The organism is Streptomyces sp. NBC_01233, from assembly GCF_035989305.1.
Taxonomy (GTDB): domain Bacteria; phylum Actinomycetota; class Actinomycetes; order Streptomycetales; family Streptomycetaceae; genus Streptomyces.
Map to the genome: position 1 here is coordinate 6,008,696 of NZ_CP108514.1, position 23,811 is coordinate 6,032,506.

At 74.6% G+C, this 23,811-nt stretch carries 14 protein-coding genes and 2 pseudogenes; 13 read left to right on the forward strand and 3 right to left on the reverse strand.

Annotated features, from left to right (window positions below; genetic code table 11):
- Positions 1-58 precede the first annotated feature (58 nt).
- The gene (locus OG332_RS28810; RefSeq protein WP_327416191.1) at positions 59-274 is read right to left on the reverse strand and encodes a hypothetical protein; all 216 of its coding nucleotides are present in this window, start codon (positions 272-274) and stop codon (positions 59-61) included.
- 171 nt (positions 275-445) lie between these two features.
- Between OG332_RS28810 and OG332_RS28815 the strand changes: the two genes are divergently transcribed.
- The 10 genes and pseudogenes from OG332_RS28815 to moeZ all read left to right on the forward strand — a co-directional run bounded on the left by OG332_RS28815 (position 446) and on the right by moeZ (position 10,654).
- Positions 446-1,447 carry an alpha/beta fold hydrolase gene (locus OG332_RS28815; protein WP_327416192.1) on the forward strand — a complete coding sequence of 334 codons (1,002 nt, stop codon included), beginning with the start codon at positions 446-448 and terminating at the stop codon, positions 1,445-1,447.
- A 5-nt stretch (positions 1,448-1,452) separates the two neighbouring features.
- Entirely contained in the window at positions 1,453-2,817 is a 1,365-nt protein-coding gene (locus tag OG332_RS28820) for a DUF3152 domain-containing protein (RefSeq protein ID WP_327416193.1), read from the forward strand.
- 70 nt (positions 2,818-2,887) lie between these two features.
- Positions 2,888-2,983 (forward strand): Ms4533A family Cys-rich leader peptide, encoded by a 96-nt coding sequence (locus OG332_RS28825; protein WP_327416194.1) that lies wholly within the window; start codon positions 2,888-2,890, stop codon positions 2,981-2,983.
- 276 nt (positions 2,984-3,259) lie between these two features.
- Positions 3,260-3,493: pseudogene (locus OG332_RS28830) on the forward strand (ABC transporter permease); the annotation flags it as partial.
- Positions 3,494-3,665: 172 nt separating this feature from the next.
- Positions 3,666-3,988, forward strand: a pseudogene (locus tag OG332_RS47900) (ATP-binding cassette domain-containing protein); the annotation flags it as partial.
- Positions 3,989-4,516: 528 nt separating this feature from the next.
- Positions 4,517-6,127 carry a GT4 family glycosyltransferase PelF gene (pelF, locus tag OG332_RS28840; protein ID WP_327419400.1) on the forward strand — a complete coding sequence of 537 codons (1,611 nt, stop codon included), beginning with the start codon at positions 4,517-4,519 and terminating at the stop codon, positions 6,125-6,127.
- A gap of 572 nt (positions 6,128-6,699) precedes the next feature.
- On the forward strand, positions 6,700-7,527 hold the full coding sequence (locus tag OG332_RS28845) for a hypothetical protein (RefSeq protein WP_327416195.1): 828 nt from the start codon (positions 6,700-6,702) through the stop codon (positions 7,525-7,527).
- A 131-nt stretch (positions 7,528-7,658) separates the two neighbouring features.
- The gene (locus OG332_RS28850) at positions 7,659-8,669 is read left to right on the forward strand and encodes an NAD-dependent epimerase/dehydratase (protein ID WP_327416196.1); all 1,011 of its coding nucleotides are present in this window, start codon (positions 7,659-7,661) and stop codon (positions 8,667-8,669) included.
- Complete coding sequence (locus tag OG332_RS28855) at positions 8,657-9,412, forward strand: spherulation-specific family 4 protein (RefSeq protein ID WP_327416197.1); 756 nt, start codon at positions 8,657-8,659, stop codon at positions 9,410-9,412. Before OG332_RS28850 ends, OG332_RS28855 begins: the two co-directional genes overlap by 13 nt.
- Positions 9,413-9,475: 63 nt before the next feature.
- The gene (gene moeZ / locus OG332_RS28860; RefSeq protein WP_327416198.1) at positions 9,476-10,654 is read left to right on the forward strand and encodes an adenylyltransferase/sulfurtransferase MoeZ; all 1,179 of its coding nucleotides are present in this window, start codon (positions 9,476-9,478) and stop codon (positions 10,652-10,654) included.
- 64 nt (positions 10,655-10,718) lie between these two features.
- Here moeZ and OG332_RS28865 read toward each other — a convergent pair whose 3' ends face one another.
- Both OG332_RS28865 and OG332_RS28870 read right to left on the reverse strand, forming a co-directional pair.
- Complete coding sequence (locus OG332_RS28865) at positions 10,719-12,314, reverse strand: alpha/beta hydrolase (protein ID WP_327416199.1); 1,596 nt, start codon at positions 12,312-12,314, stop codon at positions 10,719-10,721.
- A 159-nt stretch (positions 12,315-12,473) separates the two neighbouring features.
- Complete coding sequence (locus tag OG332_RS28870) at positions 12,474-15,278, reverse strand: lysylphosphatidylglycerol synthase transmembrane domain-containing protein (protein WP_442816222.1); 2,805 nt, start codon at positions 15,276-15,278, stop codon at positions 12,474-12,476.
- 167 nt (positions 15,279-15,445) lie between these two features.
- On the opposite strand from OG332_RS28870, the gene OG332_RS28875 reads away from it, so the two are divergent.
- From OG332_RS28875 to OG332_RS28885, 3 genes are all read left to right on the forward strand, one after another.
- Positions 15,446-15,805 (forward strand): MGMT family protein, encoded by a 360-nt coding sequence (locus OG332_RS28875; RefSeq protein ID WP_327416201.1) that lies wholly within the window; start codon positions 15,446-15,448, stop codon positions 15,803-15,805.
- A 171-nt stretch (positions 15,806-15,976) separates the two neighbouring features.
- Entirely contained in the window at positions 15,977-19,648 is a 3,672-nt protein-coding gene (locus OG332_RS28880) for an ATP-dependent helicase (RefSeq protein WP_442816223.1), read from the forward strand.
- Positions 19,649-19,718: 70 nt separating this feature from the next.
- The gene (locus OG332_RS28885) at positions 19,719-23,804 is read left to right on the forward strand and encodes a UvrD-helicase domain-containing protein (protein WP_327416202.1); all 4,086 of its coding nucleotides are present in this window, start codon (positions 19,719-19,721) and stop codon (positions 23,802-23,804) included.
- The last annotated feature ends 7 nt before the right edge of the window (positions 23,805-23,811 follow it).

Below are 23,811 nucleotides of genomic sequence, written 5' to 3' on the forward strand. Positions count from 1 at the left end.
AGTTTTCTCGCGGTACGGACGGCCCGGAGGTGCTGGTCAGCGGTCGGTCGGAGGCCGGTCAGCGGTAGTCGTCCTCATCCAGCGGCACCACCCGCGCCTGCTCGGCGGCATCGCCGTCCGCGGCCTCGCCCACGTCCGCACCGGTGATCGGGTCGTCCTCGTCCGGCTGGAGGCCGGCCAGCTGCTCCGCCACATCCGCCTCGGGCGCCTCAGGATCGAGGGTTTCCGGAAACGGCTCCCGGAAGGTGTCCGGCTCCGCAGGGTCGACAGTCATGCCGCTCCCCTCGCTTCCTTGCTCTCACCTATGAGCCTAGGAGGATCGGGGATGCGCCGCTATGCGGATCCGGATCTGATCCGGATCTGATCCGGATCCGATCCGGATCCGCTGGTGTCTGTGACCGCGAACACAGGAAGTGGAGCGTGATCGTCTCGTAACATTGCCCGCATGTCTTCGACCGAGCTGCCGGGCGTACGGTCCACCGCCGAGCTGTCCTCCCTGGTGGGAGCGGTCCGGGTGGCCGAAGGAGAGCAGCTGCGCACCGCCGTGCTGCCCGGGCTGGAACTGGCCGTGCGGGTGCGCCCGCCCCTGCGCACGGGCCCGCCGCCCGCGCTGTTCGTGCACGGACTGGGCGGTTCCTCGCAGAACTGGTCGGACCTCATGGCGCAGCTGGCCGACACCGTCGACGGCGAGGCCGTGGACCTGCCCGGCTTCGGCTGGTCCCCGCCGCCCGCCGACCGGGACTACTCCGTCACCGCGTTCGCCCGCGCCGTCATCCGTCACCTCGACGCCGCCGGGCGCGGGCCGGTCCACCTGTTCGGGAACTCCCTCGGCGGCGCCGTCTCCACCCGGGTCGCGGCCGTCCGGCCCGACCTCGTGCGCACGCTCACGCTGATCTCGCCCGCCCTGCCCGAACTGCGCGTGCAGAAGTCGGCCGTGCCGACCGCGCTGCTCGCCGTACCGGGGGTGGCGGGGCTCTTCAGCCGGCTGACACGGGGCCTCAGCGCCGAGCAGCGCACCCGTGGAGTGACGGAGCTCTGTTACGGAGACCCCTCCCGGGTGACACCCGACGGGTTCCGCAACGCCGTGGAGGAGATGGAGCGGCGGATGGCCCTGCCGTACTTCTGGGACGCGATGACCCGCTCCTCGCGCGGCATCGTCGACGCCTACACCCTCGGCGGCCAGCACGGGCTGTGGCGCCAGGCGCAGCGGGTTCTCGCGCCGTCCCTCCTGGTCTACGGTGGCCGGGACCAGCTGGTCTCGTACCGTATGGCCCACAAGGCCGCCGCCGCCTTCCGGGGTTCGCGGCTGCTGACCCTGCCCGAGGCCGGGCACGTGGCGATGATGGAGTACCCCGAGGTGGTCGCCGCCGCCTTCCGGGAGCTGCTCCGCGACACCGGCGCGGGCGAGGGCGAGACCGACCGAGATACCGAAGACGGCAGAGGCTGACGACCGTGGGACGACATAGTCGCAAGGCCCCGGGCACGGCCCCGGCCCCGGCTCCTGCCGAGGCCCCGGCTCCCCTCCCGCCGCAGGCGGAGCCGGCGCCGTGGCCGTACGAGGAACCGCCCGGCGCGTACTGGCCCGAGCCCACCGTGACCCACCAGGGGTACGTCTCCCAGGACGCGCCGTTCGCCGGCGCGCGGGCCGGGGGCCACCCCCAGCAGTACGAACCCGGCGGCGCCTGGGGGGCCCGACCCGACTCCGTGTACGGGGACTGGCACGGGGTACCCCGCCCCCGCCGCGCCACCGACGGCGCGGCCCCGGCGGCGGCTCCCGCGGCCGGCGCGGCCCTCCTGGACTCCGACACCCCGGCCTTCGGCACCCCCGCGGTGGGCTTCCCGCAGGTGGTCCTGGAACCGCCGGCCCCGGCCCCCGGCCCGGCTCCCGCGCCCGATCCCTTCACCTCCACCGGGTCGCACCGCCGCGTGCCCGGGCCGCGAAAACCGGTCGATCCCGTCGCGGAGCCGCCCGGCTCCGGCCGCGGCCACAAGGTCCGTACGTACACCGGCATGGCGGCCGCGGCCGTCACCACCGTCCTCGCCGTCGTCGTCGCGGGCCAGGTGATCCCGGACGGCGACGCGGCCAAGACCGGCGCGGCGGCCGCCCCCGACGAGGGCCGGTCCGACACGGCCGCCTCCCGCTCGGACGGCCGCCCCACCCCGGACGCCCCCGCGGCCGCGCCCGCGGCGCCCTCCGCCGCGCCCGCGCCGGAGCTGACGTACGAGCAGCAGATGGCGCAGCAGCTGCCGATCGACGCGAAGCTCACCGGCCCCGGGACCTTCGACACCGTGCCCGGCGTGGCCAAGGCCCCCGGCAAGGGCAAGCTCGTGCGCTACCGCGTCGACGTCGAGCAGGGCCTGGGCCTGGACCCGCAGCTCTTCGCCGAGGCGGTCCAGCGCACCCTCAACGACCCGCGCAGCTGGGCCCACGGGGGCGCGATGACCTTCGAGCGGGTGCCGGGCGGTGAGGCCGATTTCGTGATCACGCTGGCCAGCCCCGGGACCACCGGGGTCTGGTGCGCCAAGTCCGACCTCGACACCACCGTCGACAACGTCTCCTGCGACTCCGCGTCGACCCCCCGGGTCATGATCAACGCGTTCCGCTGGGCGCAGGGCTCCGCGACCTACGGCCCGGACCAGATGTTCGCCTACCGCCAGATGCTCATCAACCACGAGGTCGGCCACCGGCTCGGACACGGGCACGTGAGCTGCCGCACGCCGGGCGCACTCGCCCCGATCATGCAGCAGCAGACCAAGTCCCTCGACATCGACGGAATCCAGTGCAAGGCCAACCCCTGGGTGTTCCCGGGAAGTTGATGTCGGCAGCCGCCGCCGGGGCGGGAACCCGCGTTGGCAATCCGTCCGATCATCGGCGATGGTTCTCCGCATGTCGCAGCACCACACCATGACCGCGAGCCCCGCCATTGAGCTGGCGCTGCTTGGTGTGACCGCGCACAGCGCGGCCGACATCTTCTGTCGCTGACGCTGCCCGAAGCGCCGCGCCCTTTTCCGCAATTCGCCGCGCCCGGGTGTACGCATGCCCGCAGGCGCGGCTCTTTCGTCATCGGCGACCCCTTTTCCGGCGCCGATCGCTGCCCCTGGCGTGGCCTTTTCCTCCCTTTTTCCTTCACGCCGAGAGGTCCTTCTCCGATGTTGCGTCAGTCCCGCATATCGCGCCGCGTGGCCGCGGTCGCCGTCAGCCTCGTACTGGCCGGGGCGCCGCCGCCCCGCGGCCCTCGCGGCCGCCGGCGTCCTCGCCCTGCTCGCCCTCACCGCTCCCCTGCTCGCCCAGCTCACCGGCCAGGACCCGAACGCGTACCACGACGACCTCGTCGACTCCGCGCGCGGCGGCGTCCCGTACGGCTCCTTCGGCGGGATCTCCGCCGGCCACTGGCTCGGCGTCGAACCGGGCACCGGCCGCGACCTGTTCACCCGGCTCGTCCACGGCGCCCGGATCTCCCTGCTCGTCGCCCTCGGCGCCACCGCCGTACAGGGCCGGTGCGGCCGGGCTGGACGGTGCGGCCGGGCCGGGAAGTGCGGTGCGGTTCGATGAGCCCGTGGTCGAAGTCTTCGGGCTGCGACGGGAGTCCGGGCGGGGGAAGCGGCGGGTCGTGGCCGTCGGCGGGGTGTCCCTCGCCGTGCGGGCCGGGGAGACGCTGGGGATCGTGGGGGAGAGCGGCAGCGGCAAGAGCACGCTCGGGCGGATGCTCGTCGGGCTGCTGGAGCCCACCTCCGGGCAGATCCGCCGGAACGGCGCCCGGGCCGGCGGGATCGCGGACGGCGTGCAGAGGTGTTCCAGGACCCGGTGTCCTCCCTCAATCCGCGCCGCTCCATCGGCGAGTCCATCGCCGACCCGCTGCGCGCGGCCGGGGAGCGGGACGAGGCGGCGGTGCGGGCACGGGTCGGCGAGCTGCTGCTGCGCGTCGGGCTGGAGCCCGGGCACTGCGACCGCCACCCGCACGGGTTCAGCGGCGGCCAGCGCCAGCGGGTCGGCATCGCCCGGGCCCTGGCGCCCCGCCCCCGGCTGATCGTCTGCGACGAGCCGGTCCCGGCCCTCGACGTGACCACGCAGGCACAGGTCACCGCGCTGCTGGCGGAACTCCAGCGGGAGCTCGGCATCGCCCTGGTCTTCATCGCGCACGACCTGGCGTTGGTCCGGCAGGTCAGCGACCGGGTGGCCGTCATGCGGGCCGGCGAGGTCGTGGGGGAGGGCCCGGTGGACGAGGGCTACGACCGCCCGGCCCACGCCTGCACCCGCCAGTTGCCGGCCGCCGTCCCGACACTGGATCCCGTACTGGCCGACGAGCGCCGCACCTCGCGGCAGGAGGCCTTCGCCCAGGCCGTACTTCTAGCGTGCTCGAACGCGAACCGTACGGGAAAGTTACGACTCTTCACCCCTTCCGGTGGCGCGACGGACAACCGTCCGTCGCGCCTTCGGCAGATCCGCTTGAGTTCTCCCGCGGCGGGTCGCCTGACCGACGGCGACCGCCTGAACGGGAGATCGGGGGTGCCACTCGTGCGGATCGGACTGGTCACGGAAGGTGGTTATCCGTATGCCACGGGAGAGGCGAGGCTGTGGTGCGACCGGCTCGTGCGCGGGCTCCCGCAGCACGAGTTCGAGCTCTACGCACTGAGCCGCAGCGCCGAGCAGGAAAGCACACGGGTCCCGCTGCCCGAGCACGTCACCCGCGTCCGGACGGCCCCCCTGTGGGCCCCCGCCGACGACGGACGGAGCTACTCCCGGCGCGAGCGCCGACGGTTCGGCGACTGCTTCCGGGAGCTGGTCCAGGGGATCTGTGCCGGCGCACCCGACGCCTTCGCCTCCGGGCTGTACGGACTCGCCGAACTCGCCCGCGAACAGGGCGGGTTGTACGCGGCGCTGCGCTCCGAGTCCGCGGTGCGCGCGCTGGAGTCCGCCTGCCGGGCGCCGGGCGCGAGCGGCACCGTACGGGCGGCGCAGGTGACCGACCTCCTGGAGTTCGTGGACGAACTGGAGCGGATGCTGCGGCCGTTGTCCCTCGACTGGTACGAGGACCCCGGCGGTCTCGGCGCAGCCGACATCTGCCACGCGGCGGCGGGCGGGGTGGCGGCCCTCCCGGGGCTGCTGGCCAAACGCTTCTGCGGAGTCCCGCTGCTGGTGACCGAGTACGGGGTCCAGCTCCGGGCCCACTACCTCGCCCAGCTCGACGCACGGCGCGAGCCGGCCGACCGCCCCGCCCTTCGGGCCCTGCTCGCGGCCTTCCACCTCCGGCTGGCCGCCGAGATCTACGCCCGGGCCGACTTCCTGACCCCCGGGAACGCGCACGCCCGGCGCTGGCAGGAGAAGTGCGGAGCCACCCGGGAACGGCTGCGCACCGTCTACCCGGGGATGGAGGCGGACCGATTCGCCACCGTCGGCGAGGCCGTGGACTGCGGGGATCCCGACACGCTCGTGTGGGTCGGCCGGATAGAGCCCGCCAAGGACCTCATCGCCCTGCTGCACGCCTTCGCCGAGGTCCGCAGGGCCGCGCCCCACACCCGGCTGCGGATCTTCGCCACGGCCGCGGCCCCCGGCTACCTCGCCGACTGCCGCTCCCTGGCCGCGCAGCTCTTCCCCGACGAGGCCGCCGACGCGGTCACGGTCGGGGAGAACCCCGTCACCTTCGAGGAGATCGGCGGACCCGACGCGCCCTCCTCGGCCGAGGCGTACGGCGCCGGGCGCGTCGTCGTGCTGTCCTCCGTCATCGAGGGCTTCCCGGTCACCCTGGCCGAGGCGATGTTCTGCGGCCGGGCCACCGTCTCCACCGACGTGGGCGCGGTGTTCGAGGTCATCGGCGGCACCGGGCTCGTCGTCCCGCCGCGCAATCCCCGGGCGCTCGCCGACGCCTGCCTGTCGCTGCTGCGCGATCCCGAGCGGGCGCAGCGGCTGGGCGCGGCCGGCCGGGCGCGGGCCCTGGAGCTCTTCACCGTCGAGCAGAACGTGGCGGCCTTCCAGGAGATCTACCTGCGGCTGCTGGCCAAGGGCTCCGCCCGGCCGGCCGGGGAGGTCCCCTTCGCCCGGCCCCCGGAGGCGCGGGTACCGGGCCACTGGACCAGTCCGACGTGGGCCGAGCCCCTGCCGGACTCGACCCCGGAGGCCGCCGTATGACCACCACCGACCCCCAGATCACCGCCCCACCGCGCAGCCCCCTCACAGCCTCGCCCGAGGCAGATCCTGCCCCGCCGGAGGCACCCGAGGCCTGCCTCCTCGCACCCTCGCCCGAGGTAGATCCTGCCCCGCCGGAGGCACCCGAGGCCTGCCTCCTCGCACCCTTGCCTGAGGCAGATCCTGCCCCGCCGGAGGCACCCGAGGCCTGGCTTCTTGCGGCCCCGCCTGAGGCAAATCCAGCCCCACAGGCGGCACTTCAGGCCTGGGAGCTCGCAGCCTCGGCCGCGGCACATCCAGCCTCGCCGGTGATTGAGGCGCGGGGTCCGGGGCAGAGCCCCGGGAACGGTGCCGCAGGTGTGATGACGTCCTCTGGTGCACGGTCCGGCGCGACGCCGTTGCCGGGGGCGCTGCCCCCGGACCCCCGCGCCTCAAACGCCGGCGGGGCTGAGTTCGCCGCCGGCGGGGCTGGGTTTGTCCCGGGCGGGGCGGGAAGTGCGGGCCCCCGCGCCTCGATCGACGAGGCGGCTGCGAGGCCGCCCCGGCGGCGGGGCGGTGGGGACCCGGTCAAGGCGTTGTTGCACCGGCACCGGGAGCTGTGCGAGCGGGCCGTGGACCCGCTCGAGATCGCCGCCGGGCTGGAAGCCCACGGCATCACCGACCGCACCGCCGCACGCTTCCGCCACCGTGACGTCTTCTCGCTCGCCGAAGAGCTGTACGCCCGGAGCCCGCGCGGGGAGCACCCCGGCGCCCAGCCCGGCCGGGCCCCCGCAGGGACCTCCGCAGGGGTCTCCGCCTTCCGGGGCTTCGGCTACGCGCTGCTGCCCGGGGCCCTCGCGTTCGGAGCGGCCGCCGCCGGGCAGGCGTGGGCGGGGCCCGTCGCCGTGGCCGTCACCGTCGCCGCCCTGGTGCGGCCGGGGCGGACCGCCGGGGGCCGGTTCCCCTACGCCGCGCACCTGCTGGCCGCGGCCCTCGTGGGCTGGGCCGCGCACCGGCACGGCGCCGCCCTCGCCGTCGCCCTCGCACTGGCCGTCGCCCCCGGGCACCTGCTCGCCGCCGCGTTCGCCGCCGGGGCCCGGGCCCGGCTCGGCGGGAGCCGCGCGCTGGAGGACTTCGCGGACCGGGCCCGGCCCCTGCTCGTCGCGACCGTCGCCGTGTTCACCGGGGCTGCCGCGGGGGCGGCCGCGCTCGCCGGCACCCCGCTCCCGGTGGCGGTGCCGCTCGCCCTGGTGCTGTTCCTGACCCGGCTCCTGCTGCGGCACGGCGCCCACCGCGGTCCCGTCGGAGCCGCACTCGCCGTCGCCCTGCTCCCGGTGCCGCCGGCGGCACTCGCCGCCGCGGCCGGGCTCCTCGTACACGCCGTCCTCGCCCTGTCCCGTGCGTCCGCGCATGCGCGGCCCTGACGGCGCGGGGACGACCACCGACCTTCGGAGCCGACGCCGAGGCGCTTTACCCGTACCCCGCCCCATCCATCCACCCGTCCGCAAGGAGAAACAGACATGACCGGCCAGCCAACCAACCAAGGGGTCACGCGATGAGGGTGCTGCTGATCGGAGCCAACGGATACCTCGGCCGCTACGTCGCCGACCGGCTGCTCGCCGACCCCGCCGTCCAGCTCACCGCGCTCGGCCGCGGCGACGACGCCGACGTCCGCTTCGACCTCGCCACCGGCAGCCCCGGCGCGCTCACCCGCTTCCTGGACGCCGTTCACCCCGGCGTCGTCATCAACTGTGCCGGCGCCACCCGGGGCGGGGCCCGGGAGCTCACCCGGCACAACACCGTCGCCGTCGCCACGATCTGCGAGTCGCTGCGCCGCAGCGGCTGCGGGGCGCGCCTCGTCCAGCTCGGCTGCGCCGCCGAGTACGGGCCCAGCCAGCCCGGATCCTCCACGGCCGAGGACGCCGTGCCGAGACCCGGCGGGCCGTACGGCGTCAGCAAACTGGCCGCCACCGAGCTCGTGCTCGGCTCCGGGCTGGACGCCGTCGTCCTGCGGATCTTCTCGCCGGTGGGCCCCGGCACCCCCGCCGGATCCCCGCTCGGCCGGCTCGCCGAGGCCATGCGCCGCGCGATGCAGTCGGGCGACGGCGAGCTGAAGCTCAGCGGGCTCGGCGTCCAGCGCGACTTCGTCGACGTGCGGGACGTGGCGCGGGCCGTGCACGCCGCCTCCCTGTCCGCCGCCCAGGGCGTCGTCAACATCGGCACCGGCCGGGCGGTCCGGCTGCGGGACGCGGCCGCCGTCCTGGCCCGGGTCGCCGGGTACGGAGGAGCCCTGCACGAGCTGGACGTCCCGCACGGCGGATCCCCGCAGGGGCACCCGCATCCCGGCCGACCGGCCGGGCTCGCCTCCATCGGATCTCCCCGCTCCGAGGCCACCGCGGAGCAGCTCTCGGCCGCGGCCCCCCAGCCGTACCCGTACCCCGACGGCTGCGGGGCCTGGCAGCAGGCGGACGTCCGTACCGCCCGCGACCGGCTCGGCTGGCGGCCCCGGATCAACCTGGAGGAATCCCTCGCGGACATCTGGATGGAGGCGGCGTGCCGCATCTGACCACGCCGCCGGGGGCGATGACCGCCGCCGCGACCGAGGCCGGCCGCCTCGGCCTCGGCATCCCCGGCTACGCACACCCGCTGCTCGCACCGGTCGAGTGGGCCGAGCTGACCCGCCCCGGCACCCCGTTGCACTGGGCCGTGCTCAACGTCACGGACGGTCCCGGCGGGCGGCCCGACCCGCACTGCACGGAAGCGGCGGCGAAGCTGCACGGCGCGGACGGCAGGGTCCTCGGCCATCTCGCGATGCGGGACGGATCGCGGTCCTTCGGGGAGCTGATCTCCGACGCCCACCGCTTCCGCGACTGGTACGGGGTCGGCGGTTTCTACCTGGCGGACGCCCCGGCCGACCAGGCGGGTCTGGCCTCGGTGTGCCGGGTCGTCGAGACCCTGCGCGGTCTCGGGGAGGACCTGCGGATCGTGCTCGGGCACGGCACGCACCCGTACGAGGGCTATGCGGAGGCCGCCGACCAGCTGGTCACCTTCTCCGGGGCCTGGGCCGACTACCGGTGGTCGCAGGTCGCGGAGTGGACCGCCGACCATCCGGCGGAGCGGTTCTGCCACTTGGTCCACGGGGTGCCGCGCACGCACCTGGAGGAGGCGATGCGGATCGCCCGCTGGCAGGGCGCGGGCACCATCTGGTTCACGGACCGGCGCGCCGTCGGCGACCGTGACCCGTGGGCCTCGATGCCCGGGTACTGGGACGAAATCGTCTCACGAATTGGGACAGGTGTCTTGGAATGAAGACGGGCGTGGCAGTGTTACGGAGAGAACCACCGTTAAGACGTAACCATCTACGGAGTCCCCGTGTCGCTGCCACCCCTGGTCGAGCCAGCTGCTGAGCTCACCGTTGACGAGGTCCGTCGGTACTCCCGCCACCTGATCATCCCGGATGTCGGGATGGACGGCCAGAAGCGCCTGAAGAACGCCAAGGTGCTGGCCGTGGGCGCGGGCGGCCTCGGCTCGCCCGCCCTCATGTACCTGGCCGCGGCCGGCGTCGGCACGCTGGGCATCGTGGAGTTCGACGAGGTCGACGAGTCGAACCTGCAGCGCCAGATCATCCACAGCCAGGCGGACATCGGCCGTTCCAAGGCCGAGTCGGCCCGCGACAGCGTGCTGGGCATCAACCCGTACGTGAACGTGGTCCTGCACGAAGAGCGGCTCGAAGCCGAGAACGTGATGGAGATCTTCAGCCAGTACGACCTCATCGTCGACGGCACGGACAACTTCGCCACGCGCTACCTGGTCAACGACGCCTGCGTGCTGCTGAACAAGCCGTACGTGTGGGGCTCGATCTACCGCTTCGACGGCCAGGCCTCGGTCTTCTGGTCCGAGCACGGCCCGTGCTACCGCTGCCTCTACCCCGAGCCGCCCCCGCCGGGCATGGTCCCGAGCTGCGCCGAGGGCGGCGTCCTGGGCGTGCTCTGCGCGTCCATCGGGTCCATCCAGGTCACCGAGGCCATCAAGGTCCTGACGGGCGTCGGCGAGCCGCTGGTCGGCCGCCTGATGATCTACGACGCGCTGGAGATGCAGTACCGCCAGGTCAAGGTCCGCAAGGACCCCGACTGCGCGGTCTGCGGTCCGAACGCGACCGTCACCGAGCTCATCGACTACGAGGCCTTCTGCGGCGTCGTGTCGGAGGAGGCCCAGGAGGCCGCGCTCGGCTCGACGATCACTCCCAAGCAGCTCAAGGAGTGGATCGACAACGACGATCCCATCGAGATCATCGACGTCCGCGAGGTCAACGAGTACGAGATCGTCTCGATCCCCGGCGCGAAGCTGATCCCCAAGGGCGAGTTCCTGATGGGCTCGGCCCTCCAGGACCTGCCGCAGGACAGGCGCATCGTCTTGCACTGCAAGACGGGTGTCCGCAGTGCGGAAGTCCTCGCGGTCCTGAAGTCCGCGGGCTTCGCGGACGCGGTGCACGTCGGCGGCGGCGTCATCGGCTGGGTCCACCAGGTCGAGCCCGAGAAGCCGGTCTACTAGCAGTCACCCCGGAGGGGCCGTACCGCGCGCGTCGCCCGGTACGGCCCCTCCGGCGTTCTCCGGATCAGGCACCCGCCGGATCCTCCGGCGCGACGGGCGTCCCCGTGGCGTCCGGGCTCGCGGTGCAGACGGTGCCCGCCTTCGGCGTCTTCCCGTCCAGCAGGTACGTGTTGACGGCCTCCTGCACGCAGGGGTCGCCGCTGTTGTACGCGCCGTGCCCCTCGCCCTTGTACGTGAGCTCCACGCCCACGCCGGGGCCGAGCCGCTCCACCATGTTGCGGGCGCCCTCGTACGGGGTGGCCGGGTCGCCGGTGTTGCCGATCACCAGGATCGGGGCGGAGCCGGGGGCGGAGACGTCCGGGGTCTCCCAGGTGCCGGGCACCGGCCAGTCGGTGCAGCTCATCATGGCCCAGCCGAGGAAGTCCCCGAAGACGGGCGAGGCCGAACGGAACGCCGCCAGCTTGGCCTTGGTCTCCTCCAGGCTGTAACGGTCCTTGGAGTCCACACAGTTGATGGCGGTGTTCGCGGCGCCGATGTTGCTGTAACGCCCTTGCTGGTCACGGCCGTTGAGTGCGTCGGACAGGGCCAGCAGCAGCTGCCCCTGCCCGCCCTCCGCCTCGTCGAGCCCCTGCTCCAGCAGCGGCCACAGCTCCTTGGAGTACAGGGCCTGCGCGATGCCGTTGGTGGCGGCGCTCTCGGTGAGCTGCCGGTCCCCGATGCCCGCGATGGGCTTCGCGGCCAGCTCCTTCTGGAGCTTGATGATGTTGGCCTCGATCTCCTTGGGCGTGCTGCCCTGGAGCCGGCACTCGTCGCCGCGGTCCACGCAGTCCTGGGCGAAGTTGTCGAGGGCGAGCTGGAAGCCCTTGGCCTGGCCCATCGCCCCCTCCTCGGAGTTCTTGGTCGGGTCCACGACGGCGTCGAAGACGGCCCGGCCGACGTTCTTGGGGAAGAGGTGGGCGTAGACCCCGCCGAGCTCGGTGCCGTAGGAGACGCCGAAGTAGTTCAGCTTCTCGTCGCCGAGGGCCTGGCGGATGCGGTCCAGGTCGCGGGCGGCGTCCGGGGTGCCGACGTGGGGGAGGAGCTTGCCGGACTTGTCCTTGCAGGCCTGCTGGTACGTCCTGGTGTTGTCGACGTAGGTCTTCTCCTCCTCGGGGGTGTCCGGGGAGGAGTCCTGGGAGTAGTACACGTCCAGCTGCTTGTCGTCCTCGCAGCGGACGGGAGCGCTGGCGCCCACCCCGCGGGGGTCGAAGCTGACCAGGTCGTACCGGGCGCGCAGGGCCTCGTACTCCTTGGCGGCGCCGGGGAGGGTCGCGACGCCGGAGCCGCCGGGGCCGCCGAAGTTGAAGACCAGGGAGCCGAGACGGTTCTTCTGGTCGCGGGCCTTGGCGCGGATGAGGGCGATCGGGATCGTCTCGCCGCCCGGGTCGGCGTAGTCGAGGGGGACGTCGAGAGTGGCGCACTGCCAGTCCTTGGGCGGGACCGGTCCGCTGCCCTGCGCGGGGGTGGGGGCGTCGCAGTCACCCCACTTGAGGGGCTTGGCCGGCTTGGTGCCGTCGGCCTTGGGCTGCTTCCCTTCGCCGTCGTCGGAGCATGCGGCCGTGGAGAGCAGAGCGGCGGCGAGTGCGGCGGCGGCGGTGACCCGCCAGGCGTTTCTCGGCATACCCCCATCCTGTGCGCCCTCCGCGACCCCCGCCCGCGCGCTGACCCAAACGGGTCCCGCCCGGCCCCGCCGTCGCATGCACGGACCTGCCGACCTGCCTACCTGCCCGGCGTTCGAGGCGCGGGCGCGGCCGCGAACCCCCGCAGACCGAGCCGGAGGCTAAATGGCTTCCTTGCGGGTCAGGAAGTTGAACGAGATCCATCCCGGCAGCACCGGCAGCCAGAACGTCATCAGCCGGAACAACAGCACCGCCGAGATCGCGACCTCCTTCTCCAGCCCGGCCGCGATCAGCCCCAGCGTCAGGGTGGTCTCCACCGCGCCCATGCCGCCCGGCGTCGGCGCCGCCGAACCCAGTGCGTTGCCCGCCAGGAAGACCACCGCGATGCTCGCGTAGCTGATGGCCTCGCCGCCCCCGAACGCGCGGATCGACGCGTCCAGGCACATCACGAAGCAGCCGGTCAGCAGCAGCATCCCGCCGATGCCGGTCATCAGCTTCTTCGGCCGCTGGAGCACGTCCAGCATGCGCGGCACCACGCCCGCGAACAGCGCCCGCACCCGCGTCACGACGAACTTCCGCATGAACGGGACCGCCGTCACCACCAGCACGAGCACGGCGACGGTCAGCAGCCCCGCGATGACCGCCCGGGAAGGGGTCATCTCGGGGGTCTTCTCGGTTCCGGTCAGGTAGCCGAAGGACAGCAGCAGCAGGATGTGGCTGGCCAGCCCGAAGAGCTGGGAGGCGCCCACGCTCGCGACCGCCAGCCCCGGCCGGACCCCCGCCCGCTGCAGGAAGCGGGTGTTCAGCGCGACACCGCCGACCGCTGCCGGGGCCACCAGCTTCACGAACGACCCGGCCACCTGCGCGACCACGGTCCGCAGGAACGGCACCCGCTCCGGCACGAAGCCCAGCAGGCTCATCGCCGCCGCGAAGTACGTCAGCGCCGAGAAGGCCAGAGCCGCCCCGACCCAGCCCCACTGCGCCTCGCCGATGATCGTCGCGAAGTCCACGTGGGCCAGCTGCGTGAGCAGGAAGTACGCACCGAACGCGCCTGCGATGAACGAGACCAGCGTGCGCGGCCGGATCCGCTCCAGCCGGGCCGGCTCCACCGGCGCCTGAGGGCGGATCAGCAGCACCTGGTGGCGGATCTGCGTCAGCAGGTCCTCCTCGCGGGCCCCGTCCAGCGCGTCCTCCAGGGCCTTCTTCTCGGCCTTGCGGTCGGCGGCGGCCGACGCGGAGACCGGGGTCGCGGAGGCCGCCGACTCCGCCTCGCGCGCCGCCTTCGCCGCGCGCGAGGACTCCAGTACGGCCTCCCGCTGCCGATCGGCCCGCTCCCGGGCCAGCTTGCGCAGCGTCGCCCGGGTGGAACGGCTGAGCGCGATCGGCTGGAGCAGCGGCAGGCAGTCCGCCACCGCGTCCGGGCCGAGCACCGACACGGCCGAGGCCACCGCGCGCTCCGCGCCGACCCGCAGGCCGACCGTGGTCAGCAGCTGGGCGATGTCCATCCGCAGCACCAGGTCGCCCGCGGCGATCTCACCGCCGCGCAGGTCCGTGAGGACGACATTGCCGGAACGATCCACCACCAGGGCGTCCCCGGTGAGCCGCCGGTGGGCGATCCGCCGCGACTGCAGGGCCCGTACCTGCTTCCACGTGGTGTGGATCAGCTCGTCGGTGATCTCCTCGTCGGCGAGCGCGTCGAGGGGCCGGGCGTCCAGGTGCTCGTACACGAGCATCACCGCGTCCGGGCCGAGCTCGGAGGTGGCGATCAGCTTCGGCGCGTTCGCCCCGGCCGCGATGGCCGCGTACGCGAGCAGCGCCTCCTGCTCCAGCGCCTGGCGCAGCGACTGCAGGCTGCGGCCCGTGGTGATGCCGCGCAGGGTGACCCGGCGCCAGACCCGGTAGAAGAAGCCGTGGGCCTGCTGCTCGCGGTCGACGATCGTGACGTCGAGCGGCGGCCCGTCCTCCAGGGTCACGTGGTAGCGGCGCCCCCGGTCGTTCGCCTCGGACGGCTCGGGACCCTCGGGCAGCTCGGCGCGCATCGCGCTGACCGGCTGGAAGCCGACCCGGCGCAGACCGGCGAGGAGGTTCTGCCCGGTGGGGCGCACATTGGGCGAGCCGACGGCGTACAGGGTGCCGTAGGCGACGCTCCAGCCGATCAGCACGGTGAGGATGATCGAGAAGGGTGTGGTGTAGCCGTTGACCAGCATGGTGAGGGCGTTGAGCAGCAGGACCACCCACAGCGCCACGCGCCAGTGGGGTCTGCGGGTCATGCCGACGGCGGTCATGTACGCGATGACGGGCGCGAGGTAGCCGTGCACCGGGTCGGTGAGGGCCCCGCCGCCCGCGGGCCGGGTGAGGGCGTCCTGGATGGTGTCGGGGGCGGCCTGGGAGACCCACAGGTCGGTGGCGAGGGTGACGCCGTGCGCGAGGACGGCGGCGAGCACGCCGTCGGCGATGCGCAGCCCGTCGCGTTTGATCAGCCGCTCGATGGCGAAGGCGACGGGCAGCAGCAGCACGGCGATGCTGGACACGAGCGCCGCGACCTTGATCAGCAGGTCCGGCGCCTGGCCGGTGCCCTTGCTGATGTCCTCCTCGAGCCCGACCGTCGTGCCGTGGGCGAAGGCGGCGATGGCGAGCAGGACGGCGATGCCGAGGATGCCGACGAGGAGGCGTACGAGGTCGGACGGCCGGTGCACGCGGGCGGCGAGCAGCGGCTCGTCGACCTCGACGCGGTCGGCGGCCGTGGAGGCGTGGCCGTGCGACCCCTCCGCGTCGCCGCTCTCGCCGTCGGTACCGCTGCCGGTGCCGGTGTCACCGTCGGGGCGCGGGGCCTTCGACGGGACCTCCTTCGACAGAGCCTTCGGCGGGGTCTGAGGGCGGGTCGCCGGAACGGGCTCGGGGCGGGAGGCGGCGCCGTCGTCTGGGCGCGCGCCGTCGTCAGCCGCCGCGCCGTCCGGAGGGCTCACACCCTGCTCCTTCGTCGTCACATCCGTCTCTTCTTGATCACGTATCACCAGTCACCGCCCGGAAGATGGTGGCACGGACCGACGGGCCAGCGGGGCATCAGGGTGCGCGCCGGTCCGGAACCCCGACTTCCGCCGGCCGGCCTCCGGCGTACTGCACCATGTGCTGAATGAGTGAGGAGCTGCCCGCGTACGCGGAGCACGTGCTTGAGGTGGCAGAGCGTATTCCGCCCGGCCGGGTGATGACATACGGGGACGTCGCCGAATGGCTCGGCGAGGGAGGCCCGCGCCAAGTCGGGCGTGTCATGGCCCTGTACGGGGGAGCCGTGCCCTGGTGGCGCGTGGTGCGGGCGGACGGCGTACCCCTGCCCGGCCACGAGCTGCGCGCCCTGGAGCACTACCGGGCCGAAGCCACCCCGCTGCGCCTGACGGCGGGCGGCGAGCCGCGGCTGGACATGCGCCGGGCGCGCTGGGACGGGGCCCCGGGAGACACCGGACAGGACGGCACACGCGACGAGGCTCACACCTGACAGCTTCGGCCATGCGCGGCCTGGACGGGCGATCGGGCGACCGCGCGAACGTCCGTACGGGCTACCCGGGGGGACTGCGCGGCGTCGGCCGGTTGCCGTAGCGTTGCCACTTCGGCTTCTCCGCGAGCCGTCACGGCAGCACCCGCAGACCCACCAGGACCGGCACCCCACGTGAACACCTCTTCCTCCGAAAGCCGCCGCACCGAGCGGCGGCACACGCGGACCCCGGACGCGTACCGCCTCGTGCGCACCGGGCCGGAACGGGTGGATCCCCCTGTGCTGGACGCAGCGCAACGGGCGGTGGTTGACCACACCGGCGGACCGCTCCTGGTCCTGGCCGGACCGGGCACCGGGAAGACGACCACGCTGGTCGAGGCGGTCACCGCCCGGGTGGAAGCCGGGGCGGACCCCGCCCGCATCCTCATTCTCACCTTCAGCCGCAAGGCGGCCGTGGAACTGCGTGACCGGGCCGCCCTGCGGCTGGGCGGTGCGCGGGCTCCGCAGGCCACCACCTTCCACTCCTTCTGCTACGGCCTGGTCCGCTCCCACCAGGACACCGACCTCTTCGCCGACCCGCTGCGGCTGCTGTCCGGCCCGGAGCAGGACGTGATGGTCCGCACCCTCCTGGAAGGCCAGCGCCGGATCCGCTCCATCCGCTGGCCCGACGACCTGCGGGCGGCGCTGACCACGCGCGGCTTCGCCGACGAGGTCCGTGCGGTGCTGGCCCGCGCCCGCGAACTGGGCCTCGGCCCGCAGGCCCTCTCCTCGTTCGCCGACCGCATCGGCCGTCCGGACTGGAAGGCGGCGGCGGCCTTCCTCTCCGAGTACCTGGACGTCCTGGACCTGCAGGGCACGCTGGACTACGCCGAACTCCTCCACCGTGCGGTCCTCCTGGCGGAGGGCACCCCTGCCCTGTCCTCCTCCTACGACGCGATCTTCGTGGACGAGTACCAGGACACGGACGCCTCCCAGCTGCGGCTGCTGCGGGCCCTGACCGGGCGCGGCGGGACGCTGGTCGCCTTCGGCGATCCCGACCAGTCGATCTACGCCTTCCGCGGCGCGGACATCAACAACATCCTGGACTTCGAGTCCGCCTTCCCGGGCGCGCAGGTCAAAGCCCTGACGGTGGGCCGCCGCTCCGGCGCGGCCCTGCTGACGGCGACCCGTCTCCTCGCCACCCGGATGCCGGTCCCGCGGCTGCCGGCCACGGCGGTACGCGCCCACCGCGGGCTCCAGGCCACCCGGGAGGGCGGCCGGGTGGAGGTCTTCACGTACCCGACGGCCGGCGCCGAGCTGGACAACATCGCCGACATCCTGCGCCGGGCCCACCTGGAGGACGGCGTCCCCTGGCAGGACATGGCCGTCCTGGTCCGCGCCGGCGGCCGAACCCTCCCGGCGATGCGCCGCGCCCTGATCTCGGCCGGGGTCCCCGCCGAAACGGACGGCACGGACACCCCCCTCCGCCACGAACCCGCCATAGCCCCCCTCCTGACAGCCCTCCGCCTCACGGCCACGGCAACCCTGACCACCGACCCGGCGGCCGAGCCGGCAGTCGCCGCCGAAGCCGACGCGATCGCCCCGGCCGGGGCGATCGCCCCGGCCTACGCGACCGCCGGGGCTTCGGCCGTCGTGGACGCCGCCGCCCAGGCCGCGCCGAGCCTCGACGCGACCGTCCCCAGCCCCGCCGGAGCGGGCGGGGCCGGGGACACCGGCGAGACCGGCACGGGTGCCGCCGCGGACGGCGAGGAGCCGAGGCCCGGTGCGCCCGGCGGGGCGGCCGAGGCCGGCGACCTTGCGCGCACCTTCGGGATGGGCGCCGCCGAAACCGAGGAGGCCGTGGACACCGCCGGGGCGGACACGGGTGCCGCGGTGGCAGACGAGGCGGGACCGGGGCCGAGCCCCGACACCGCCGGCCCCACTGGCCCTGCCGGAGGCGCGGCGTCGGGCTCCGAGACCGCCGGCCCCGTCGGAGGCGTCACCGTCGAGGCCGCCGTCACCCTGCTCACCTCCCCCCTCGGCGGCATGGACGCCGCCGACCTGCGGCGGCTCGGCCGGGCGCTGCGGGAAGAGGAGCGCGCCGCCGGCGTCAAGGTGCCCGCGCCCTCCGACGTGCTGCTCGCGCGCGCCCTCGCCGAGCCGGAGCGGCTCACCGCGCACGACCCCGCGTACGCCCGCGGAGCGCAGCGCCTCGGCCTGCTCCTGCGCAAGGCCCGCGAGCTGCTCCAGGGCGGCGGCACCGCCGAGGAGGCCCTGTGGATCCTCTGGGACGGCACCCCCTGGCCCCAGCGGCTGGAGCGCAGCGCCCGCCGCGGCGCCGCCGCCGGCCGCAACGCCGACCGCGACCTCGACGCCGTCTGCGCCCTCTTCGACACCGCCGCCCGCGCCGAGGAGCGCACCGGCGGCCGCGGCGCGCTCAACTTCCTCGAACAACTGGAGGCGGAGGACATCGCCGCCGACACGTTGACGGCACGCGCCACCGGCTCCGAAGCCGTCCGCCTGATGACCGCCCACCGTTCCAAGGGCCTGGAGTGGTCCCTCGTCGTGGTCGCCGGAGTCCAGGAGGGCCTGTGGCCCGACCTCCGCCGCCGCGGTTCCCTCCTGGAGGCCGACCGCATCGGCCGCGACGGCCTCGCCGAGCCCCTCACCCCCGGCGCCCTCCTCGCCGAGGAACGCCGGCTCTTCTACGTCGCCGCCACCCGCGCCCGCGACCGCCTCGTCGTCACCGCCGTCAAGGCCCCCGCCGACGACGGCGACCAGCCCTCCCGCTTCCTGACCGAGCTCGGGGTCACCCCGAAGGACGTCACCGGCCGCCCCCGCCGCCCCCTCGCCGTCCCCGCGCTCGTCGCCGAGCTGCGCGCGACCACCGTCGACCCGGACGCCTCGCCCGCCCTGCGCGACGCCGCCGCCCGGCGCCTCGCCCGCCTCGCCGCGCTCACCGACGACGAGGACCGCCCCCTGGTCCCGGCCGCGCACCCGCAGCGATGGTGGGGCCTGTACGAGCCCACCCGCAGCAGCGTCCCGCTCCGCGACCGGGACCGGCCCGTCGCCCTGTCCGGCAGCGCCCTGGAGCAGCTCGCCAACACCTGCTCCCTGCAGTGGTTCCTCGGCCGGGAGGTCAAGGCCGACACCGCCTCGACCGCCGCCCAGGGCTTCGGCAACGTCGTCCACGTCCTCGCCGACGAGGTCGCCTCCGGACGCACCCCCGCCGACCTGGCCGTCCTCATGGAACGCCTCGACTCGGTGTGGGACGCCCTCGCCTTCGACGCGCCCTGGAAGTCCCGGCAGGAGAAGGACAACGCCCGCGCCGCCCTCGAACGCTTCCTGCGCTGGCACACCACCGACCGCGGGGGCCGGGCGGCCGTGGCCACGGAGCACGAGTTCGACGTCACGCTCGAAGCCGGTGAGGTCGCCGTCCGCATCCGGGGTTCCATGGACCGGGTCGAATCGGACCCGCAGGGGCGTGCGTACGTCGTCGACTTCAAGACCGGCAAGTCCGCGCCCACCAAGGACGAGGTGGCCCGCCACCCCCAGCTCGCGGTCTACCAGCTCGCCGTGCGCGAGGGCGCCGTCGACGAGGTCTTCGACGGGCTGCGCCCCACGCCCGGCGGCGCCGAGCTCGTCCAGCTCCGCCAGGGCGCGGCCCAGCGCGACGGCGGCGACACGGTCCCCAGGGTCCAGGCCCAGCAGCCGCTCGACGGGGAGTGGGTCGGCGACCTGCTCGCGACCGCCGCCGGCCGGGTGCTGGACGAGCGGTTCGCGCCCGCCGCGGGCAAGCACTGCGACCACTGCTCCTTCCGCAGCTCGTGCAGCGCCCGCCCCGAGGGCCGCCAGACGGTCGAGTGAGCGGGAGGGGCGGGACGGTCGAGCGGGCGGGACGGTCGGGGCTGTCGGTGGGGGCGGCTAGCCTTTTTACGTGTCCGCGCGCGCGTCCGTCCTCACCGATCCCGAGCAGCTCAAAGAGCTCCTCGGGATCCCCTTCACGCCCGAACAGATGGCCTGCGTCACCGCCCCGCCCGCCCCGCAGGTCGTCGTCGCCGGTGCCGGTTCCGGCAAGACCACCGTCATGGCCGCCCGCGTGGTCTGGCTGGTGGGCACCGGCGCGGTCGCACCCGAGCAGGTCCTCGGCCTGACCTTCACCAACAAGGCCGCCGGCGAACTGTCCGAGCGCGTGCGCAAGGCCCTCGCGAGCGCCGGGATCACCGACCCGGACCCTTCCCCGGCCGAAACCGGGGCCGAGGGGGCCGGCGGGGAGCCGCGCATCTCGACGTACCACGCCTTCGCCGGCCAGCTCCTGAAGGACCACGGCCTGCGCATCGGCCTGGAGCCCAGCTCCCGCCTCCTCGCCGACGCCACCCGCTTCCAGCTCGCCGCGAAGGTGCTGCGCGAGGCCCCCGGCCCGTACCCCTCGCTCACCAAGTCCGTCCCCGACCTGGTCGGCGACCTCCTCGCGCTCGACGGCGAGCTCTCCGAGCACCTGGTCGAGCCGGACCGGCTGCGCCTCCACGACACCGCGCTCCTGGACGTGCTCGCCGGCACCAAGCTCACCAACGAGGACCTGCGCAAGGTCCCCGAAGCCGTGCGCGGCCGCCTCGAACTGCTCGAGCTCGTCGTCCGCTACCGCGCCGCCAAACGCGCCCGCGACCTCTTCGACTTCAGCGACCAGATAGCCCTCTCCGCGCAGCTCGCCACCACCCGCCCCGAGGTCGGCGCACTGCTGCGCGAGGAATTCAAGGTCGTGCTCCTCGACGAGTACCAGGACACCTCGGTCGCCCAGCGCCTCCTGCTCTCCGGGCTCTTCGGCGCGGGCTCCGGCCACGCCGTGACCGCCGTCGGCGACCCCTGCCAGGCCATCTACGGCTGGCGCGGTGCCTCCGTGGCCAACCTCGACGACTTCCCCGAGCACTTCCCGAACGCCGACGGGAGCCCCGCCACCCGGCTCTCCCTCAGCGAGAACCGGCGCAGCGGCGGCCGGCTCCTGGACCTGGCCAACGGGCTCGCCGCCCCGCTGCGCGCCATGCACGAGGGCGTGGAGGCACTGCGCCCCGCGCCGGGGGCCGAGCGCGCGGGCCAGGTCCGCTGCGCCCTGCTGGAGACCCACGCCCAGGAGCTCGACTGGCTCGCCGACTCCGTCGCCCACCTGGTCCGCACGGGTACGGAACCGCGCGAGATCGCGGTCCTGTGCCGCTCGGCCGGGGACTTCGCGCGGATCCAGGCCGTACTGGTGGGCCGGGACGTGCCGGTGGAGGTCGTCGGCCTCTCCGGGCTGCTGCACCTCCCCGAGGTCGCGGACCTCGTCGCCGTCTGCGAGGTCCTCCAGGACCCGGGCGCCAACGCCTCCCTGGTCCGGCTCCTCATCGGCCCGCGCTGGCGGATCGGCGCGCGCGACCTGGCCCTGCTGGGCCGCCGGGCGCGGCTCATGGTGGGCCGTTCGCCGGCCGGGGCGGACCCGGACGAACGGCTGGCGGCTGCCGTGGAGGGCGTGGACCCGGCGGAGATCGTGTCCCTGGCCGACGCGCTGGAGACCTTCCTCGACGGCGCCGGACAGGCCCCGGACGACCTCCCCTTCTCGGCGGAGGCCCGGGTCCGCTTCGCCCACCTCGCCCAGGAACTGCGCGACCTGCGCCGCTCCCTGGCCGATCCGCTCATGGACGTCCTGCACCGCGTGCTGTCCGCGACCGGCCTGGAGGTGGAGCTGTCCGCCTCCCCGCACGCGCTGGCGGCCCGCCGCCGCGAGACGCTGTCGAACTTCATGGACGTCGCGGCCGGTTTTGCCGCGCTCGACGGCGAGGCCTCGCTGCTGGCCTTCCTGGCGTTCCTGCGCACGGCCGCCCAGTACGAGAAGGGCCTGGACCACGCCCTGCCGGGCGGGGAGAACACGGTCAAGGTCCTGACGGCCCACAAGTCGAAGGGCCTGGAGTGGGACGTGGTCGTCGTCCCGGACCTGTGCGCGGGGTCCTTCCCGAAGGAGAGGGCGCCGGAGGCCTGGACCTCGTACGCGAAGGTGCTCCCGTACGCGCTGCGCGGCGATGCCCCCACCCTGCCGGCGGACCCGGACTGGACCTCGGCCGGCCTGAAGGCGTTCAAGACGGCCCTGAAGGACCACAAGGCGACGGAAGAGCTCCGCCTGGGCTACGTGACCTTCACCCGCCCCCGCTCCCTCCTCCTGGCCTCGGGCCACTGGTGGGGCCCGACCCAGAAGAAGCGCCGCGGCCCGTCCGCCTTCCTGTCGGCCCTGTACGAGCACTGCGCGGCGGGCTTCGGCGAGATCGAGGCCTGGGCGGACGAGCCCGAACCGGCCGCCGAGAACCCGTCCCTCGCCGACGACTCCACCCCGGACCACTCCTGGCCCCTCCCGCTCGACCCGCAGTCCCTCACCCTGCGCCGGGCGGCGGCCGCCCTGGTGGAGTCCTACCTGGCGACCCCGCCCCCGCCGGAGGACGAGTCCTACCTCTGGCCCCCGGACTGCGAAGACCCCTCCTACGACGAAGAGCCCTGGCCGGACGACGACGCCTGGGCCGACACCCCGTGGGACGAGGCGGCGGCCGTCCACGCCCCGACGGCCCCGCCGACCGGGGGCGCAGCCGCGCCCGCGCCCGACCGTCCGCAGCCCGGCGCGGCCCGCCCGGCGGCGGAGCCGCCCGCCGACGCCCGCGCCCCGCAGGGCGACGCCGCACCCGCGCCCGGGGCCGCAGGCCCGACCCCCGGCGGGGTCCGGGGCGATGCCCGGAATGCGGCGGAGCCGCATCCCGACTCCTGGCCGGAGGCCGCCGTCCGGGACCCTGCCCGCGTGCCCGCGCCCGGGGCCGCAGGCCCGACCCCCGGCGGGGGTCGGGGCAAAGCCACGGTTTCGGGACGGGGTGGGGCGGGCGAGGATTCCGGTCCGGCCGACCCCGCCGCGCCGCTCGACGACGACCTCTGGCCGGAGGCGGCCCGATGGTCCCCCGCCCCGGCCCGGCCCGCCGCCGGGACCCGGCCGGACGACGGCCTCTGGCCCGAGGCCGACGCCCGGCCCGCGCCCCGCGGCGGCGCAGCCGTGCCCGCGGCCGCGGGCCCCACCGCGAACCCGGCCCGGCCCACCGGCCCGGTCGACGCCGAGCCGTGGCCGGAGGCGGCCGACCGGGGGACCGCCGAGGGTCCGGGCGGAGCCCGACGCATCGGCACCGGCGCCCCGGAGGGCGATGACCCCTGGGCCGGCGAGGCCTGGGCCGCGCAGGCCCGGCCCGGAGCCCGCCCTGGCGGCGGCGCAGCCGGACCGGGACCGTCTCCCGAGGAAGCGCGCGCCATCGCCTCCTGGGACCGGGACCTCGACGCCCTGGAGGGCGAGCTCCGCCGCGCCCGCGCCGCGGTCCGCGACGTCGAGCTGCCCGCCGCCCTCTCCGCGAGCCAGCTGCTCCGGCTCGCCGCCGACGAGCAGGGCTTCGTACGCGACCTCGCCCGCCCCATGCCCAAGCCCCCACAGCCCGCCGCCCGCCAGGGCACCCGGTTCCACGCCTGGGTCGAGTCCCGCTTCGACGAGCTCCCGCTCCCCTTCCTCGACGTCCTCGACCCCGTCACCGACCTCCCCGGCGCCGGCTCCGACCAGGAGATCGCGGACGAGGCCGACCTCGACTCCCTCAAGGCCGCCTTCGAGCGCAGCCCGTACGCCGACCGGCCGCCCCACCGCATGGAGGCCCCGGTCCAGCTCACCCTCGCCGGCCGCGTCATCCGCGGCCGGATCGACGCCGTCTACAAGACCACCACCGCCGAGGACGGCGACTCGTACGAGATCGTCGACTGGAAGACCGGCCGCACCACCGAGGCCGACCCCCTCCAACTCGCCGTCTACCGCCTGGCCTGGGCCGAGGCCACGAACACCCCGCTCAGCCGGGTCACCGCCGCCTTCCTCCACGTCCGCAGCGGCCGCGTGATCCGGCCCCGCAACCTCCCCGACCGAGCCCGCCTTGAGCGGATCCTCCAAGGCAAAACGGACACCGGCGGTGCCCATCAGGCGGACGGCTAGGCTCGTG

Coding starts and splice junctions, on each gene's coding strand:
- OG332_RS28875 (WP_327416201.1), top strand. CDS start 15,446: ATGAGTGAGGAGCTGCCCGCGTACGCGGAGCACGTGCTTGAGGTGGCA.
- OG332_RS28865 (WP_327416199.1), bottom strand. CDS start 12,314: ATGCCGAGAAACGCCTGGCGGGTCACCGCCGCCGCCGCACTCGCCGCC.
- OG332_RS28850 (WP_327416196.1), top strand. CDS start 7,659: ATGAGGGTGCTGCTGATCGGAGCCAACGGATACCTCGGCCGCTACGTC.
- OG332_RS28810 (WP_327416191.1), bottom strand. CDS start 274: ATGACTGTCGACCCTGCGGAGCCGGACACCTTCCGGGAGCCGTTTCCG.
- OG332_RS28815 (WP_327416192.1), top strand. CDS start 446: ATGTCTTCGACCGAGCTGCCGGGCGTACGGTCCACCGCCGAGCTGTCC.
- OG332_RS28825 (WP_327416194.1), top strand. CDS start 2,888: ATGTCGCAGCACCACACCATGACCGCGAGCCCCGCCATTGAGCTGGCG.